Source organism: Nostoc sp. (assembly GCF_036917095.1).
GTDB lineage: Bacteria > Cyanobacteriota > Cyanobacteriia > Cyanobacteriales > Nostocaceae > Nostoc.
In genome coordinates this window covers 244,859-263,598 of the sequence record NZ_JBALFH010000020.1, presented here as the reverse complement: position 1 = coordinate 263,598, position 18,740 = coordinate 244,859, and the positions used below count along the sequence as shown (strand labels likewise).

Below are 18,740 nucleotides of genomic sequence, written 5' to 3'. Positions count from 1 at the left end.
GAATTAAATTTATGGCAACAACAGCTTTAATTGTCGGTGCAGGTAGTGGACTGAGCGCTTCTTTAGCTCGCCTATTTGCCAAAGAAGGATTCACTGTCGCTTTAGCGGCTCGCCAAATTGAAAAACTCACTCAATTGAGTAGTGAAATTGGCGCAGTTAGTTTCGCTGCTGATGTCTCAAAGCCAGATGAAGTAGAACAGTTATTTATTGATATTGATAATAAAGTCGGTTCCCCGAATATTGTCGTTTACAATCCTAGTTACCGAGTGCGGGGGCCTCTTGTCGATCTAGACCCTGGTGAAGTGGCAAAAACCCTAGAGGTAACTGCTTATGGTGGCTTTCTCGTAGCCCAAGCTGCTACCAAAAGGTTTTTGCAACTTGGCGGCGGTGCTATATTTTTTACTGGAGCCTCAGCGAGTGTTAAGGGTTATCCTCTGTCTGCTCCCTTTGCAATGGGTAAATTTGCACTGCGCGGTTTGGCTCAGAGTATTGCTAGAGAATTAGCACCAAAAAATATTCATGTAGCGCATTTCGTGATTGATGGTGCAATCCGCTCCACAGTCCGCCAAGATCCAGCAGATAATCCTGATAGTACTCTTGACCCGGATGCGATCGCTCAAACTTATCTCAGCATTCTCCGCCAACCCCGCAGTGCTTGGACATGGGAAGTAGAACTACGTCCGTGGGTAGAGAACTTCTAGCCTCGACAATTGTTACAAGAATAGTTTTGATGGTATGAAAATTGATTTTGGTGCAACTGCTACTGATTATGCAAAACACCGCGCTGGTTTTCCGAGTTCATTATTTAACAAACTGTCTGAATATGGTATAGGTTTACCAGGGCAAAACATTGTTGACCTTGGTACAGGGACAGGAACACTAGCGCGGGGCTTTGCGGATAGAGGTGCTTATGTAATTGGCATAGACCCATCAGCCTCACTTTTAGAACAAGCGAGACTGTTAAGCGAATCAATCCAACTCAAAGTAGATTATCGAGTCGCAACCGCCGAGAATACTGAGTTACCAGACGCAAGTGCAGATGTAGTAACTGCTGGACAGTGTTGGCATTGGTTCGATCGCCCCCGTGCTGTCCAAGAAATTACTCGGATATTGAGAAGAAATGGCTCGCTGGCGATCGCTCATTTTGATTGGATACCCTTAAAAGGTAATGTAGTTGAAGCAACAGAACAACTGATTAAAGCTCATAATCCAGCGTGGAATCTGGGCGGCGGTAATGGAATGTATCCCTTGTGGTTACAAGACATTGGTGAAGGAGGATTCCGAGAAATCCGCACATTTTCTTACGATGTCTTTGTGTCTTATACACAGGAAGCTTGGCGGGGACGAATTCGTGCTAGTGCAGGCGTGGGAGCCAGCTTGACACCAGAAAAGGTAGAAGTATTCGATCGGGAATTGGCGACATTACTTGAAGCAAGATATCCCACGCCAATTCTTCAGGTTCACCATAGAGTTTGGGCTGCGATCGCCAAATCACCGCTATGAAAAAGTATAATAGTCGCTGCCATTAAAGATAAAGGTTTCCGGTAACGGAAAAGGCAAAATATTAAGCCAAGACGAATTAAGGCGATTGTTCGCAGAGGATTTCTCACCCCGCGCGATCGCGCCACCCACAGACATGCGAAAACGAAAACTGAACAGCAACAGCAACGTAAAGCTGAATTATCTCGTCGTGCGATCGCTTGTTTTTAAGCTGACCTCACAAAATCATATTGCTCCAATGTCTTGTTTGCAAGCCACAGCAGCTACGCTAGTTTAACGTTTCATACAATTGATACCGGAGAAAAAATAAATTTCAGGTAAAATACGTAAATAAATCTTAGAAAGGTTATTGATAATTTTAAACAAATCCTGCAAGACTATAAATAATTTATAATTCTTTTATAAATATTATTTATATATCAATACATCAAAAATCTTGCATACTGAAAAGCTTGATAATTATAGTAATAAAGGCTATATAACGGATTCAACTCCATATATTTAATTACTAAGCTTAGACAAGAAAAATGCTCATAATAAATACTGAACAAAGAGCAAAAAAATTGTCATAGGGCTTGCTATCTTTTAAAATCTGGATTGTCAAGTCTGTGTATATACTTTTTTTTTGATTAATCTAATTAATAGTTAGAGCGATAAATAATATTATTTTCTTGCTCAAAACCCAAAAAGTAAATCTTTGTATTTCTTTATTCGGGAGAATAATTCACTATGTCTATAAACAAAAGCCTAATAGGTGAAAACCAAGAAGAATTGTTTGAAGTCTTATCAGATGAATGCTGCGAACAAATAATAGGAGGTAAAAGTTGGTGGAAGAAAGTTACAAAAACAGTTGAGCATGCCACAATCAAAACGTTGAATAATGCAGGCGGCGCAGTGACTCAGGCCGGAGGCATCACAGCACTTGGACTCTACACAGCAGGTGAGCTAGCTTTAGAAACAACTGGAATAGTAGGAAAAAACCAATTAGACGGAAATTAGACTAACAACACTTAAACAACTTATCTACCTCATTTCTCAACTCTAGCCGAGAAATGCAGTTACTCAAGCTCTGCCTCCTTAAAACAACTAAAGGCAGAGCTTTTTGCTTACTACACTTCAAAAATGCATGAGTCATTTTTGAAGTGTAGTAAGCAAAAAAATTAGCCACACACAGCCAGCTGCTAGTGATAGCTTATTTGCAGTAGATAGACGAATATTACAATTGTTAAAGCTAATCGTCCTTGATAGGTTTGATTCTAGCACTAACGTTAAACCCAACATAATAAATAACTTCTTAGCCCTCAAGTACAGCAAGGCGCTAATAAATTCTTAATGAGGGAATAAAATGGATGTTAAGCACGTAGCCTGAAGTTATCGATTTGAGATTGACCTTCAAATAAGGATTCCCAGGCAAAACCTGAAAATTTCATCCAGAAACTAACAAGTAAATTTTTTTTAAGCATCTAGTCTTTTGTAATAATGCAAAATCAGTAATGCCCAAGCACAATAGTCCAGTATGGGGCTGTATCTCCATTCCTGAAAGCGATTTTCCATCTTACTTCTAGGGCGATACTTTTGGGTATAAAGTGCTAAAATGCTTGTAATATATACATTTTCGCAGTTATCGATCCCTTTGTTTTTAGATTTTGTGAAAAATGTGAAAGAGGTGTCCGCAGCATTGACTTAAAAAACAATCGCACAATTTTAGTAAAAATAGCCATGATCGATCTTTATTATTGGACAACCCCCAACGGTCATAAAATTACGATTTTTTTAGAAGAAGTCGGTTTGGAATATACGATAATTCCTGTGAATATTGGGGCTGGGGATCAATTTAAACCTGAATTTCTGAATATTTCTCCTAATAATCGTATCCCTGCGATCGTTGACCGCGAACCAGCCGATGGAGGTGCGCCAATTTCGGTATTTGAGTCTGGTGCAATCTTGCTATATTTGGCAGAAAAAACCGGGAAATTAATCCCCCAAGATTTACGCGGTCGCACTCAAGTTTTAGAATGGTTGTTCTGGCAAATGGCAGGACTGGGGCCAATGGCGGGACAAAATCATCACTTTAGCGCCTATGCTCCCGAAAAGATTGAATATGCCATTAAACGCTACGTGAATGAGACGGGACGCTTATATGGAGTGCTGAATAAGCAATTAGCAGATAGAGAATTTGTGGCTGGCGATTATTCCATTGCCGATATTGCTGCCTATCCCTGGATTGTGCCCCATGAGCGCCAAAGTCAAAATCTAGAGGATTTTCCTCATCTCAAGCGCTGGTTTGAGACAATTAAAGCCCGTCCAGCAACAATTCGCGCCTATGAGAAAGCTGAAGCATTGCAAACTCAGGCGCTCGATCCAGATAAGTCACGAGATTTGTTATTTAACCAGTCGGCAAAGACTATTCAGCCTTGAGCCTAATGAAATTGTCTTGTCAAAAAGGGGGAAGGGGGAAGAACCCCATAAATAAATTTAGGGCTGCTGAAAGCTTGGACACATACATTATTTCTTGTGACACTTGACTCTGCCAAGAGGGTTTCAAGCTCCGCCCCTTGTGGGTGGCTTCCCCTCCTGCCCCCTGCCCCCTGCTCCCCTGCCTCTCTGGGGCGATCGCTAAGTTAACTCTAATCCCAGATCGTCGGTCGCATGAGCAACGATTTCTCGCTATCTTCCTTTCCTGAATTAGAAACAGAAAGGCTACTTCTGCGTGAGACAACCTTGCAGGATGCTGAGGCAATTTTTGCTGTATTCTCCGATCCAGGCGTGACTCAGTTTCACGATCTTGATACTTTCACTTCTATTAAAGAAGCGATCGCACTCATTGAACGTAGAGCCAAACGGTTTGAGCGAGGAGAAGGAATTCGCTGGGGAATTGCCCGTAAGCAAGACAACGTTTTGATTGGTTCTTGTGGGTTTGCGTGGAACCGACAAGAACAAGCTGCTGAGGTCGGTTATGAGCTTGCCAGTACTTTTTGGAGACAACGCATCATGACTGAGGCAGTGCATACCATCTTGCAATTCGGGTTTAAGAAAATGGGTTTGCGTTTCGTTGTTGCCCAAGTCATGTTGGACAATATAGCTTCTAAAAAGTTGCTAGAAAAGTTAGGTTTTCACAGTCAGGGTGTACTGAAACAGTATGGCTTCTTCAAAGGGCAGTATCACGATCTGGAGCAATTTGTGCTTCACAAATAGGAGAACTGAGTGGGCAGGTTAACAACAGATATAGCAGGGAAAACACCTGTCTCATTAGGGCTGTTGGGCGCTGCTGCCTTCATGGTGATTGCTGATGCACGGGTGATTGACCCTCTGCTGCACATCATTGCCAGCGAGTTCAATGTCGGCGTTGGCAGTGCTGCGGTGATTATCTCGGCATACACGATTCCCTACGGGCTATTTCAATTAGTCTATGGGCCACTAAGCGATCGCATCGGCAAACTTAAGGTAATCACAATCGCTCTGGCGGCATTTGCTGTAGGTACGGCTGTTTGTGCCTTTGTCTCAAATATTCTCTTACTTACCTTGCTGCGGTTTCTCACAGGGATGGCTGCTGCTGGGGTCATCCCGGTTACCCTAGCTTATATTGGTGACAACTTTCCTTATGAAAAACGCCAAGCTGCGATCGGTAAGTATCTAAGTGCCCTGATGCTAGGTCAAATCCTGGGTGGTAGTTTGGGCGGCATCTTTGGGGAATATATCAGCTGGCGTGACATTTTTCTTCTATTTGGCATCGTCTCCCTTGGCATTGCGGGACTTTTGTGGCGGGGGACGCGTCATTTGAGCGATGTTCAACGTCCCCAAGGTCGTGTAGGTAGGATAACATTTCGACCTTATTACCAACTATTGACTCAACCGCTCGCCCGGACTGTAATTATAGGGGTGTTTGTGGAAGGCTTTTGCGTCTTTGGGGCATTTGCTTACATCGGCGCATTTCTGCGCGATCGCTATACTCTAAGTTATGTTGCGATCGGGTTTATGCTCAGTGGTTTTGGATTGGGGGGACTAATTTACAGCCGCTCAGTTAAATGGTTAGTAAAGCGACTGGGTGAAACTGGTTTAATGGGAGTGGGAGGAGGCTTGATGTGTATCAGCTTCTTAGCGATCGCATTGTTCTATAACTGGATGCTGTTTATCCCCTTGAGTATTTTAATGGGATTGGGCTTTTATATGATGCACAGCACCCTCCAGACCCAAGCCACTGAGCTTTCACCGGAAGCACGAGGCACTGCTGTTTCATTATTCGCTTTCAGCTTATTTGTCGGGCAGGGAATCGGCGCGGCAGTATTTGGTAGGATTGTCGATAACTTCGGCTACATTTATTGCTTTATTCTAGTTGGTGTAGCGATCGCTCTGCTCTCTGTTTGGTTAGTCAAGCAGAAGCAAAACAGCGATGAAAGCTAAGGTATGTATACACAGAGCCTCTAGAGGAGAGCAAGGGATTAGAATGCATCAATGTCAAAAAAGCAACATCTATTAAAGAAAAAACTCGGTTGGTCTTTGGATGAGCGAGATCCAAAGTTCATAGAATCTCTGATGCCCCTGTTGGACTTTTTCTATCACTACTATTTTCGAGTTCAAACCAGTGGCTGGGATAATATTTCACCCCAAAAAAAAGTCCTATTTGTCGGTTCGCATAATGGGGGACTCGCGGCTCCCGATATGACAATGATGATGTATGACTGGTTCCGACGATTTGGTGTGGAGCAACCCGTTTATGGTTTGATGCATCCTAAAGTTTGGCAGGTTACCCCGCCACTAGCGCAACTAGTCGCCAAGGCTGGAGCAATTATGGCTCATCCGAAAATGGCTTACGCTGCCTTGCGCTCTGGAGCTAGCGTGCTAGTTTATCCAGGTGGAGCCGAAGATGTTTTCCGACCGCATTATTTACGTAACAAAATTTACTTTGCGGGGCGGCAAGGATTTATCAAGTTAGCATTGCGGGAAAATGTGCCGATTGTCCCTGTAGTTTCCTGGGGTGCTCACGATACGCTGATTGTGCTCGCTGACTGCTATAAAGTTGTGCAGCAACTCCATGAATGGGGAATGCCTTGGCTGCTTGGGATCGATCCGGTAGTTTTTCCTATTTATCTCGGACTGCCTTGGGGGTTAGCAATTGGCCCGTTGCCCAACATTCCATTACCTATAGCCATATATACGCGAGTTTGTCCGCCAATTGTATTTCAACGCTACGGCCCTGAGGCAGCTAGCGATCGCCACTATGTCAATGAATGTTATGAATTAGTTGTTAGCCAGATGCAGCAAGAGTTAGATTTCTTAGTGAAGCGAACTGCTAATGCCAATTCTCTATGATGATACATATTAATTAGTCTGCGTACTGCAAAACAGAAGCCCTTCAAGCAGCATCCCATTATTAAGGCGATTTTCAGGTAAATAAACCACGCGGTAGGGGCATAGCATTGCTGTGCCCGTGAATGTGAATCAAGATGGTAGGTTCTCAGATATATTGGGCAACCTAAAAGTAGGCGATCGCTTGTCTTAAATGCCGTAATTCGCTCTTTGTTACCAATTAAAGCCTGGATGTGATATCTGGTAAACCAGTTATGAGCCTATTTTTTAAATATCTTTTAGGGGTAATTTTCCTGCCGAGACGCTGCGCGAACCTCAAATCTCTCAGACACCGAAGAAGATGGCTTGGCAGACTGGCTCTACTACTGTGTACTTGGGGTTACTGGATACAACCAGTTCAAGCAGAAGGCAGTAGGAATTTATACCCTAGCGGTGCTACTGGTTTTAGAGCCAACCTTGAATGGCGCTCAACAGATAAGTTTGGGCCTACCACTCCTGTGGATAATTCTCTTCTGCGGCGCACATTGCTACAAGTGTATGCTAAAGCTGGAGAATACATCCTCTTGGGTTCCAGTTCTGTAGGAGTAGATAATGCTGACATTTTGCTCTATGGTAGCAAAACAGGTCGAATAGGTAATGAAACTCTCTCTAATCTTAAGTTTCAATGCTCTACCCAAAGAACCCAGACTCTAAATACCAATCAGGGTAAAATATCTAGCCGTAACCAAGAATTAGCAGGTCCAGACACAATCACAAACTCAGCAACTGCAACGCCCGGTGGGGCGATCGCTAACGGCTACGTACCTTGTTACTATCAAGTTCCAGTGGGCGGTGATGGAATTTATTATGTAGCTTTCTATGGAGGTCAAGGAGGTAATAGTAACTTTGATGGAACTCCTACACAAACAATTGACTTTGGCACCAACTTTAAAGATCCATCAGGAACCAGTATAGCTGCGTGGGATGTGACGGTACGTAGCAGCTTGACTTCCACAACAGATATTAATGGGCGACTCCTTGCCGACTACTTAGCACTATTTACCGGAAACAATGGCAGACCGATCGAATCTTCATTCTACATTGTCACTAAAGATGGTTATCAATATAAAACAGCCCTCAATGGCTTAGACCCCAATGGTTTTGTCATTTATGGCAATGATGTAGGCTACTATGACAGCGATGGAAAAACACCGCTCTACCATGATGTTCTGAGTGCAGTGAATAATGCTCTGATGCCACAACTGCAAGGTGGAACCAATTTCGCTTTACCCAACCACGTCATTTTCTTTAATAATCCTCAAACTAGTGTCGGAACAAATGACTCTCTCTTTGCCCGTGGTATCCCTACTGTAGCAACACTTCCAAGCATTAGTAATTCCAGCTTTATTGGTACAGCTGGGGCTAATAACTCGAACCAAAGCACAGGTGGAGTTTTTAAATTCGACAGCAATGTAACTGGCAACTATGAAATAGTCATCAGCAGAGATGGTAATGATTTCGATCCGGCTAATCTGCAAAACCGAGTACTGCGGGGAACGATGACGGCATCTGGAGGTCAAACCGTTACCTGGGATGGTAAAGATAATAATGGGAATTTTTTCCCCGTTGGCACAGACTACCCAGTTAACATCACAACTCATGCTGGCGAATACCACTTTCCTCTTATAGATGCTGAAAACAGTATCAAGGGAGGGCCAAGCTTTACTCTCCTCAACGTCTCCAATCCTTTGGGAAATAATACAGGGTTTTACGACGATCGCGGCTATCGTACCTTGTCTGGGACAAATGTGGGAACACCAGGTGGTGTGCTATGTGGAGGTTCTGGTTCCCCACCGTCTATATCTCACAGTAACCTGGTAACAGGATTTAATACTACCAGTACTCAGCGTGCTTTTGGTACAGCCAGTGGTGGTAACACTAATACAGTTTGTTCAGGCTCCTTCGGTGATGTCAAAGGATTAGATATATGGACTTATGTTCCTAGTAATGCGGTTCTAACTTATTTAAATATTATTCCAACAACTTCTTATCAAGTTTCACCATTAGCGGGCCAAGTCATTATCAACGAGGTGCTTTATAACCAAACAGGTACTACTACTGACACCAATGATGAGTTTATTGAACTCTACAATGCTTCTACATCCGCAGTAGATTTGAGTGGTGTAACTTTGACAGATGGCAACCTCATTGTCGGTAGTAGCGATGCTGCTGTTGGCTTTCATTATACCTTCCCCAGTGGCACGACTTTACAACCAGGGAAATATGCTGTCATTTGGATTGGTAATAATAATGCCAACCATCAAGCAACAGGAGCAGCTTTTCAAACTTGGTTGGGACAAACTCCCAAGCTCAACAATTCCGGCGATGATGTTTGGTTGTATGATAACCAGAATAAGATTATTGACTATATCGCCTATGGCGCAGGCAGTGAGGTTAATACACCTCCCCCAAGTTCTCTAAATTTGTGGGACACTACCTATCAGTCTTCTTTGGCTGGGGCTAATTCGGGTCAATCTATTAGCTTGACTGCCAATGGCAAGGATACTAATGTCAGTGCTTGCTGGGAAGCAACTACCAGTGGGAACTCTAGCACACGCTGTCCAAACTACCTACCAACTAGAGACACTGATACTACAGGTAGTCGTGTTACCAGCGTTGGAGAAAGCAATAACGGTGCTACTACGGTTAATGCAAAGCTTTTGTTAGTGAAACGCATCACCCGCATCAACAATCAAGATTTAACCGATATTGTAGATGGTCGCAGCGACGTTGCTATTACTGCTGCTAATTATGTGCCAGAACCCTATGCCTCTGATGATAACGATCTGACATGGCCTGCTGGCTATCTGCGGGGATTGATTAATGCTGGGACTGTTAAACCAGGAGATGAGTTGGAATACACTATCTACTTCCTCTCCAAAGGCCCGAGTAATGCCACTAACGTTAAATTCTGCGATTTAGTTCCTAGCAGTACCACTTTTATTCCCACTGCGTTTAATGGTAATACTCCTGGTGATGGCGGCTTAGGAGGAGCAGATCGAGGTATTGCCCTTGCTCTTAGTTCTAGCAGTCCCACAGTTTACCTCACCAATATAGAGGATGTCAGCGATCGCGGACGCTTTTATGCTGCTAGCGAACCAGCGCCATCATATTGTGGTACTAACAGCAATGGAGCAGTGTTGGTGAATATCACCCGGAGTCCAGATTTACCCAATTTAGCTAAAGATTCTTACGGCTTTGTTCGCTTTCGGGCCAGGGTGAAATAATCGCAGGTGAGGCATAAGTAGTTCTGAGTTAGAAGTTTTGAATCTTTAACTCATAACTGTTTTGCTAGCAGGGCTATTTCGTTCTAGACAGAAACCGCCCAGAACTGAAGTTCCGGGCTAATAGCTAAAGTCCCTTAAAACGGACTATAATCTTTTCTCAGTCGTCTTTAGACGACTTTTGCTATTAGACTCAGAATTCATTCTGAGGCGGTCTAGATGAGAATGAAATAGCCCTGGTTTTGCTAGCCACCACTGACTGGTGGAATCAGCACGACTTCATCCCCATCTTGTAGTAGGGTATCTGGTTCGACAAATATTAAATTAATCCCAAAGCGGGTGATGTCACGCCATTGGGAGAGTTCGGGGTGTTCAGCTATGAGGCGATCGCATACTGCTTTGACTGGCATACTTTTAGGAAATTCCAGCACCAGTTCCGAAACCCTAAAGGCTTCTTGATAAGCAGCGAATAATTTGACGGTAACGGTGATTGCAGATTTAGACATACAAAATACTTTGGCAGTACCAGCAAGTAGTTTAATACTTGACAAGCACCCTGAACTGATGGGATTAATTATACATTACTAAGTAGATGATTTCACAAGTTTATAACGCAAATTGCCTGATATTAAACCTCTGCGTTCCACGTCCCTTGCATAGCGACCAGAAGAGAAGTTTTGCTCGGCTAGAAGCCGCCGCTCAGGCTTCTGCCTGGGTTTAAAAACGTTACTTTTTAAACCCAGAAGGACGCATTTTGCCAAATCTCACGCCGTTTGCAACTGAGTAGAGTGGCATCCTTTGCAGGTTCAGCTTTTCAGTTAAACTAATCGCAGCCAACATGGCAGTGTGTCGCCAAAGCCAATTCTACAGGGTGCGATCGCATTGGAATTTTAATCATAAACTCTGTTCCCTGCCCTGGTGCTGAAAGACACATTATCTCACCACCATGTTTGGAGACAATAATTTGGTGGCTAATCGACAAGCCTAAACCTGTGCCTCTACCTATGGGTTTTGTCGTAAAGAAGGGGTTAAATAAGCGATCGCGTACTTCCTCTGTCATACCGGGGCCAGTATCGCCAATCCAAATAGTCACAAACTCATTGTCAGTTACTTCGGTGCGAATCCGAATCGTGCTGCGGCAAAAGGAAATTTCCTGGGGCGATCGCTTTTTATCGTACTCCTCTAAAGCATCAATTGCGTTCGTCAATAGATTCATAAACACTTGGTTGAGTTGCCCTGCATAACACTCCACAAGCGGTAGGTCACCATACTCTTTCACGAGTTGAATACCTAGTTGGTTAGAACTGGCTTTAAACCGATTGTGCAAAATCAGCAGCGTGCTATCTAGCCCAGCGTTAATATCCACTGGCTTCATTTGGGCTTCATCCACGCGGGAAAAAATCCTTAAAGACTGAATAATCTCACGGATGCGGTCAGCCCCAACCTTCATCGAACTCAGCAATTTCGGTAAGTCTTGATTCAGAAATTCTAAATCTATCGCCTCAGTCAGCTTCTGAATTTCAGGTTGCGGTGAGGGAGTGTACTTAGCATAGAGGTTCAAGAGGTCGAGCAAGTCTTGGGTATATTGATAGGCGTGAGTCAGATTCCCATAGATGAAGTTGATGGGATTGTTAATTTCATGGGCGATACCCGCCACCAATTGTCCCAAACTGGACATTTTTTCACTATGAACCAGTTGGCTTTGAGTTTCTTGAAGTTGGCGAAAGGCAAGTTCTAGCCGATTGGCTTGTTCTCGATAGCGTGCTTCGGATTCCTGCAATGCTTGCTCTGTAAAAATGCGCTCTTGGATTTCCTGTTGCAGCAGCTGATTAGATTGAAAAAGTGCAGCCGTCCTTTCTTCGACCCGTTCTTCTAACTCAGATGTCAGTTTTAAAAGGGCGTTTTCTGCCTTAGTTCGTTCTTGAATTTCCAACTCCAGATGCACATTTTGCTCTTGCAGTCTTTTAGTCAGGTTTCGTATGCTTAAATGGATTTTGACACGAGCTAAAACCTCTTCATGCTGAAGCGGCTTAGTGATATAATCCACCGCCCCAAGATTCAACCCTCTGACCTTATCTACCGTCTCAGAAAGCGCCGTCATAAAAATCACAGGGATATCTTTAGTTGATTCTTTAGCTTTCAAGTGGTAGCAAGTTTCAAACCCGTCCATTCCGGGCATGAGTATATCTAACAAAATCAGATCGGGAAGAGCATATTCGATCTGCTCAATTGCGTCCTCGCCATCCTGCGCCACTAACACTTGGAAACCAGAATCAGCCAAGAAATCGAATAACACTCCTAAATTTGTCGGGTTGTCATCAACGATTAAGATAATGCCATTTTCAATGTTTGAATTACTCATTAGTTTACTCCTATATTTTTTAGAATTTCACGAATTTTTTTAACTTGAAAACCTTTAGCTAATTGACGCAACTCTAGAGAAAAAGGTGCATATTTAACATCCAATTCTTCTAAGTGAGTAACTCGCTCCACAATACCTTTGAGATCGCCTTTCATTGCTAAATTCAATAGATTGGCTATTTCCTCTTGCGAGGGAGCTACCAATGGTTGCTGAGAAGTTTGTTGTTTATTCTCTATAGATACTTGAGTTTCACCATTTTCATAAATCCATTCCAGTTCTAAGTGAAGCCGTAACTTTTCTAAAAGCTCTGTTATCCGGATTGGCTTAGGTAGAAAATCATTGCAACCCGCCTCTTTACTTTTGTTGAGATCGAAATCAAAAACACTGGCAGAAGTACCAATCACGATCGTATTCTTTAGCTCAGGCGATCGCCTAATTCGACGAGTAGTTTCAAAGCCATTCATTTGAGGCATCAATAAGTCCATTAAGATGCAATCTGGATTGGATTCAGATGCTTTATTGAGGCAATCTTGACCATCTATTGCTTCGACAATTTCAAATCCTAAAGGCGATAACATTTTGACCAAAATTGAACGATTTTCTGCTCTGTCATCTGCTACAATAAGTTTCCGTTTATAGCCTTTAAAACCTTGGATATTTCGTTGTTCTTTTTTGACAATATCAGCGTATTGATAAACTTCAGGCAAATCTAAATCAAAGAAGAAAACACTCCCTTTTCCCAAGCTACTCTTTACCTGGATTTCGCCACCCATCATCTGAACTAATTGGCGGGTAATTGCCAGTCCTAATCCCGTTCCTTCCGCTTTGCGATCGCTATCTCCTACCTGCTGGAACGGCAAAAATATTTCTTCTAATTGCTCTGGGGCCATACCAATTCCTGTATCTTCCACCTGAAATCGAATTTTACCTTCGTGATAGCCGACTTTGAAAGCCACGCCTCCAGTTTCAGTAAACTTAACGGCATTACCTAGTAAGTTAATCAAAGCTTGCCGCAACCGTTTCTCATCAGCTTTGACACCTATAGGAAGTTGAGTAATCTGTTCAAAAATTAAGCTAATACCCTTTTGTTCGGCGCGGATACGGCAGATTTCGGCAATGCTTTCTAGAAATTCTGGAAAATGAAAATCCGTTAGGTGGAGTTCCATTTTTCTCGCTTCAATTTTAGAGAGGTCTAAAATGTCATTGATTAGGTTCAAGAGGTGATCGCCACACTGATGAATAATATTCACACCATCTTTTTGCGAGTTAGTTAAACTTTTTTCACGCTTGAGGATTTGGGCGTAACCCAAAATGCCATTAAGTGGTGTTCTCAGTTCATGGCTCATGTTGGCAAGAAAATCACTTTTAGCGCGGTTAGCCGATTGGGCGATTTCTTCTGCTTTTTGCAGATGCACATTTTTTTCCTGTAACTCTAGAGTTCGCTCTTGTACTTTGGCTTCTAAGTTAGTGTTGGCTAGTTTTAAGTCTTTATAAAGACGAGCATTTTCAATCGAAATCGCTGCTTGAGAAGATAACAGTTGTAATACTTCTAAGCGATCTGATGTAAATGCACCAATGGTAAGATTATTTTCTAAATAAAGGATGCCACTCAGTTTTCCTTGATGGATAAGCGGTGTACATAAAACCGATTTGGGTTGATGGGTGGCGATGTATGTATCTGTGGTAAATGTTCCTTCACAAGTTGCATTGCTGAGAACAATATTTTCTTTAGTTCGGGCTACATAATTAATCAGTGAAATTGGTAGTTGATGACTGGTTGATACTGAAATTCCTTGTAGCACAGTTACATCATTTTTGTCTACCGCTCCTGATGCTTCTATCAGTAACTCTCCAGATTTTTCTAAAATTAGGTAGCCTGTTTGAGCGCCAGCATTCTCTAGCACAATTGTCATTAATTTAGCTAGTAAATTACCTAAAAGGATTTCTCCAGAAAGAGCTTGAGATGCTTTTATAACCGTGGCTAAATCTAGCAAGTCTGAAGCACTTTCAGCCGTAGAGCTAATTATCCGAGTTACGTCCGTACTAACTATTTCTCGCTTTGATATCCGAAATAGTTGAGGATATCTTTTTTCCAAGTCTTTTACTTTTGCCTTCGCTCCCCAGCGACCATATCCATAGTAGGCATCGTTAAGATAGGTATTAGCAACTTTCTCTCTGCCACATGCAAAATAGAACTCTGCTGCTAGTTCCGACGCTAGCGCTTCTTCCTGAATATATCCCTGTTCTCTAGCTCCATTTATTGCTCGGTCATAAAAGGCGATCGCTTTTAAATCTTGTTCCAATACTCGTGCCTTTTCTGCTTCCACTAGCTCATACTTATGCTGATAGTTGGCAGGAGAATGTAACGCCCATTGCTTCATTTTTTTCTGATGGGATGCGACTTGGCTGAGATATTGTTGGCGCTCGCTTTTCGATGCGGTGCGATATAAAGCCAAGAGAGTCAGAGAGTAGTAGAACTTGTGTTCGGCTTTGTACATCAACCCTCGTCCGCCTTGTTCGTATTTTTCTGCCAGCAAGCCATCCTCAGCAGCGCGATCGTAATTTTTAAATAAATAACCTAGAATCAGTTTAGAAACATAGATAGGATAAATAGCCATATAATTATTGCTATTTATCAGAATTGGCAACATTTTATTCTCATCAAAACTTTCGCCAATTAATCGATATGGTTCCGCAGTTTTTCTAGTTAAATTCAAACCTGTTTGTCGAACTATCTTAGCATAAATTATTTGAAACTCTTGTTTCGTTCTTTGCATCAAAGCAATATAATGAGCCTGTTTCTGGAGAGCTATTTCTAGATTTTCACCAATAAAAAATAAATGCGTACAATAAAAACAAGCCGAATAAGAAGCATATTCTAAATCTCCTGTTTCCAGCCCTCTTTGCACACCTTCAATTAACGGTTCTATAGTATTAATAGCTGGTTCTTTCCAGTGCCTGATAAAATAATTAAATGTTTCATAGATTTTCGCCGTCATCTCCTTAGCATTGAATTGATTCAACAGCTTTAAGCCTAGCTGACCGAATTGATAGCCAGAATCGATATCTTCAAAAACACCGCATAGGAACATACCATAAAGTACATACGTATAAGATGACATAGGAGAGTTCCCATATTTGAGACAGAGATTGGTCATTTTAAAAACGACCTGTGGATAAAGTTCGGGAGCTGCAATATAAACCGGAGGAATCAGATTTATCAAGACTCGTAGTGCGGCTAATTTATAAACATCGGTCATTTCTGGCAATTCTGTTAAATCCTCAATGCGTTTTCCTCCTAAATTTAATCTAGTCAGTCTCGTCGGGGGGGTTTCTGATAAAGGCAACCCTAGCATTTTTAGCACTTGCAGCCCGGTATTTAGCGCAGCTTGCATTTGGTTTTTAGCAATATAAAACTGCATTTTTGTCTCGTACACCTGGACTCGATCGAGCAGGGTTTTTGCTTGGGACAAAACTACATTAGAAAGTATTTCTGCTCGCTCGAAATTGGTGTTGAGGAATTCTACTGCTGCTGTTTCTACATAGAGGTTGAGTGTCAGGTCATATTGACACTGCCAACTATCTAATGGAAGAAGTTCCAAACCTACATTCAAATACTTAACAGATGATTCATAAGCTGTTGCTGCTTTCGCTTTCTGTCCAGCGATGAGATTGAGTTGAGCCAGTCTATCTTTTTGAGGCTGCTGGGTGATGAATTCAGCACCAACATTCAGTTGGTTGACAATCTCAAAGATATTTTCTTCAATATCCTTTTCCGAGGTATGTATTAGTAGCAATTCACCAATTTTTAGATGAGTCTGTTTTTTCTGATCGTCTGGAATGAGAGAATAAGACGCTTGCTGTACCCGGTCGTGTAAGAACTTATAGGTAATGAGTGATGGCTGATGAGTAATGGGCGATCGCTTGTTCTCAGTCTCCATTTGTTCGGAGTCAAAAACGAGCGGTGTTTTGTATGAATTGTTGAGTGGCAGAACCAAACCTGATTGCAAAGCTTCCCACAAATCTGCTGCTGTTTCTGACTGAGATTTTTTATTAATAGTTGCCAATATATCTAATGTAAATTTGTCTCCAATACAAGCGGCAATCTTTAATACATTCTGTGCTGTAGCAGATAACTTTTGAATTTGACTGACCATCAATTCAACAACATTATCAGTTATATTAACTCCTTCGATAACCTCAATATCCCATTGCCAAAAACCGCGTTCAAAGTCAAACGATAACAAGTTATCTTGATAAAGGGATTTGAGTAACTGAGTTAAGAAAAAGGGGTTACCTTGGGTTTTAGTAAAAACTAACTCTGCCAGTGGCTTTGACTGAGAAATTTCATTACGAAGAGTATCGGCTACTAACTGGTTGACATGAGCGATATCTAAAAGCCGAAGGATAATGTTATTTACGATCGCACCAGTCTGTTGAATCTCCTCCAAGGTCTGAATCAAGGGATGAGTGGCACTTACTTCGTTATCTCGATACGCGCCAATTAGCAATAGATATTGGCTATCTGGGTCAGTCATAATTAACTGGATAAGCTTCAGTGAAGCTGAATCCGCCCACTGTAAGTCATCCAGAAACAAAACTAGCGGATGTTCGGGTTGACTAAATACATGAATGAATTGTTGAAACACCCGATTAAATCGGTTTTGCGATTCAGATGACCCTAATTGAGGAACTGCTGGCTGCGGGTCAATAATCCGTTCTAATTCGGGAATAACGTCTATAATCACTTGACCATTGGAGCCGAGGGCATCTATTAGTTTTGATTTCCAAACAGCTATTTGGTCATTGGTTTCCGTTAGCATCTGGCGCATCAAATCTTGGAATGCTTGAATTAAAGAAGCAAAAGGAATATTCCGCTTGAACTGGTCAAATTTACCGGAGATAAAATAACCCCGCTGGCGCACAATCGGTTTGTGAACTTCATGAACTAAGCAAGATTTACCAATGCCTGAATAACCAGAAACTAGCATCATTTCCGTACTACCAGAACTGACGCGATCGAATGCTTCTAACAAAGTACCAACTTCTATTTCCCGTCCGTAGAGTTTTTGCGGGATAGAAAATTGGCTGTATGAATCTAGCTGACCGACAATAAAGTGGGAAATCTCGCCATTCGTCTGCAACTGAGTCAGACAGGTTTCTAAATCGGCTTTTAGTCCTAGAGAACTTTGATATCTATCTTCAGCAGTTTTAGCTAACAATTTCATTACAATGTCAGAAACCGCTGATGGAATTTTTGAATTTAACTCTTGAGGCGGTATTGGTGTTTTTGCAATATGGCAATGAACAAATTCCAGAGGGTCAGCGGCATTAAAAGGCAGCAAACCTGTCAGCATTTGATAAAAGGTAACCCCTAAAGAATAGAAGTCAGTCCGGTAGTCAATTGACCGATTCATTCGTCCAGTTTGCTCCGGTGACATATAGGCGAGAGTGCCTTCTAGTAAATTGGGATTGCTGATGCTTTGATTTTCTTTTTCTAAACGCGATGCAATACTGAAGTCGATAATTTTAACTTGGCCAGTTTCTGGGTTAATAACGATGTTGTCAGGTTTAATATCTTTATGAATAATCTTGGCTTGATGCAGTTGAGTGAGAGTGGATGCTAGCTGAATGGCTATTGTGAGAAATTCGGTTAATGACAATTGGCGATCGCTAATATACTTTTTCAGCGATTCTGCCCCAAAGTCTGCCAAAATTAGGGCTAGACCGTTATGATGATTTTCTAAAGCTAGGGACTTGACAATTCCTTCTATATCTACTAGTGTCTGTGATATTTTATATTCATGTCTTAGTCGGGTTAGTTCTTCCAGGCTGGGATACTCGGCTTTAAGGGCTTTAACGATCGCAAGGGTTCGATCTGACTGCTTGGAAGCACGATAAATAACGGTATTGACACCTTCATGCAGGGCTTCAATAAAGTTATAACCGGGAAGGACAGGTATCATTTTTTTAGGACTGAGTGGTAGGGTGAACTGGGCACAAAGCTAATGAGCGGTATCCACCAGTGTCAAAATCAAAGGACAATGAGGTGTTTGATTTAGCATTCCCAACCAGCCAAAAAATTCTCTAATGCTAAATAAAGCTCAACATTTGGAAATATAAGTTTGCTGCTATGTCCTGAAACTTTAACAAAAGTACCGCATCTGATGATTTTGGCAGATTTCTAATCTTAAGTATTTATTTATATGACAGCATCACTAATAATATTAAGGCGGATGTGGCAATTGTTCTGAGAGCGGCAGTTTGGAGAGAAGAAGCGTCTGCTGTCTTCAAACAAGGAATTAACC

The 18,740-nt window shown here is 42.2% G+C and carries 11 protein-coding genes; 8 read left to right on the top strand and 3 right to left on the bottom strand.

All coding sequences use genetic code 11. The features are described 5' to 3' along the window. The first annotated feature begins 11 nt into the window (after nucleotides 1-11). From V7L01_RS09200 to V7L01_RS09165, 8 genes are all read left to right on the top strand, one after another. Complete coding sequence (locus tag V7L01_RS09200) at nucleotides 12-701, top strand: SDR family NAD(P)-dependent oxidoreductase (protein ID WP_335033933.1); 690 nt, start codon at nucleotides 12-14, stop codon at nucleotides 699-701. A gap of 34 nt (nucleotides 702-735) precedes the next feature. Continuing rightward, nucleotides 736-1,503 (top strand): class I SAM-dependent methyltransferase, encoded by a 768-nt coding sequence (locus tag V7L01_RS09195; RefSeq protein WP_335033931.1) that lies wholly within the window; start codon nucleotides 736-738, stop codon nucleotides 1,501-1,503. A 726-nt stretch (nucleotides 1,504-2,229) separates the two neighbouring features. After that, nucleotides 2,230-2,499, top strand: coding sequence for a hypothetical protein (locus V7L01_RS09190; protein ID WP_335033929.1), 270 nt, complete (start codon nucleotides 2,230-2,232; stop codon nucleotides 2,497-2,499). 720 nt (nucleotides 2,500-3,219) lie between these two features. After that, on the top strand, nucleotides 3,220-3,918 hold the full coding sequence (locus tag V7L01_RS09185) for a glutathione binding-like protein (RefSeq protein WP_335033927.1): 699 nt from the start codon (nucleotides 3,220-3,222) through the stop codon (nucleotides 3,916-3,918). A gap of 231 nt (nucleotides 3,919-4,149) precedes the next feature. Then, nucleotides 4,150-4,695, top strand: a complete 546-nt coding sequence (locus V7L01_RS09180) for a GNAT family N-acetyltransferase (protein ID WP_335033925.1) — start codon at nucleotides 4,150-4,152, stop codon at nucleotides 4,693-4,695. Between the two features lie 9 nt (nucleotides 4,696-4,704). Next, nucleotides 4,705-5,901 (top strand): MFS transporter, encoded by a 1,197-nt coding sequence (locus V7L01_RS09175; RefSeq protein ID WP_335033923.1) that lies wholly within the window; start codon nucleotides 4,705-4,707, stop codon nucleotides 5,899-5,901. Between the two features lie 51 nt (nucleotides 5,902-5,952). Continuing rightward, nucleotides 5,953-6,810 carry a lysophospholipid acyltransferase family protein gene (locus tag V7L01_RS09170; protein WP_335033922.1) on the top strand — a complete coding sequence of 286 codons (858 nt, stop codon included), beginning with the start codon at nucleotides 5,953-5,955 and terminating at the stop codon, nucleotides 6,808-6,810. Between the two features lie 251 nt (nucleotides 6,811-7,061). After that, a complete protein-coding gene (locus tag V7L01_RS09165) occupies nucleotides 7,062-10,073 on the top strand; it encodes a lamin tail domain-containing protein (RefSeq protein WP_335033920.1) in 3,012 nt (1,003 codons plus the stop codon). A 242-nt stretch (nucleotides 10,074-10,315) separates the two neighbouring features. Here V7L01_RS09165 and V7L01_RS09160 read toward each other — a convergent pair whose 3' ends face one another. The 3 genes from V7L01_RS09160 to V7L01_RS09150 all read right to left on the bottom strand — a co-directional run bounded on the left by V7L01_RS09160 (nucleotide 10,316) and on the right by V7L01_RS09150 (nucleotide 18,398). Then, on the bottom strand, nucleotides 10,316-10,576 hold the full coding sequence (locus V7L01_RS09160; RefSeq protein WP_335033918.1) for a MoaD/ThiS family protein: 261 nt from the start codon (nucleotides 10,574-10,576) through the stop codon (nucleotides 10,316-10,318). 317 nt (nucleotides 10,577-10,893) lie between these two features. Next, a complete protein-coding gene (locus V7L01_RS09155; RefSeq protein ID WP_335033916.1) occupies nucleotides 10,894-12,432 on the bottom strand; it encodes a hybrid sensor histidine kinase/response regulator in 1,539 nt (512 codons plus the stop codon). Further along, a complete protein-coding gene (locus tag V7L01_RS09150; RefSeq protein WP_335033914.1) occupies nucleotides 12,432-18,398 on the bottom strand; it encodes a hybrid sensor histidine kinase/response regulator in 5,967 nt (1,988 codons plus the stop codon). Before V7L01_RS09150 ends, V7L01_RS09155 begins: the two co-directional genes overlap by 1 nt. Between the last annotated feature and the right edge of the window lie 342 nt (nucleotides 18,399-18,740).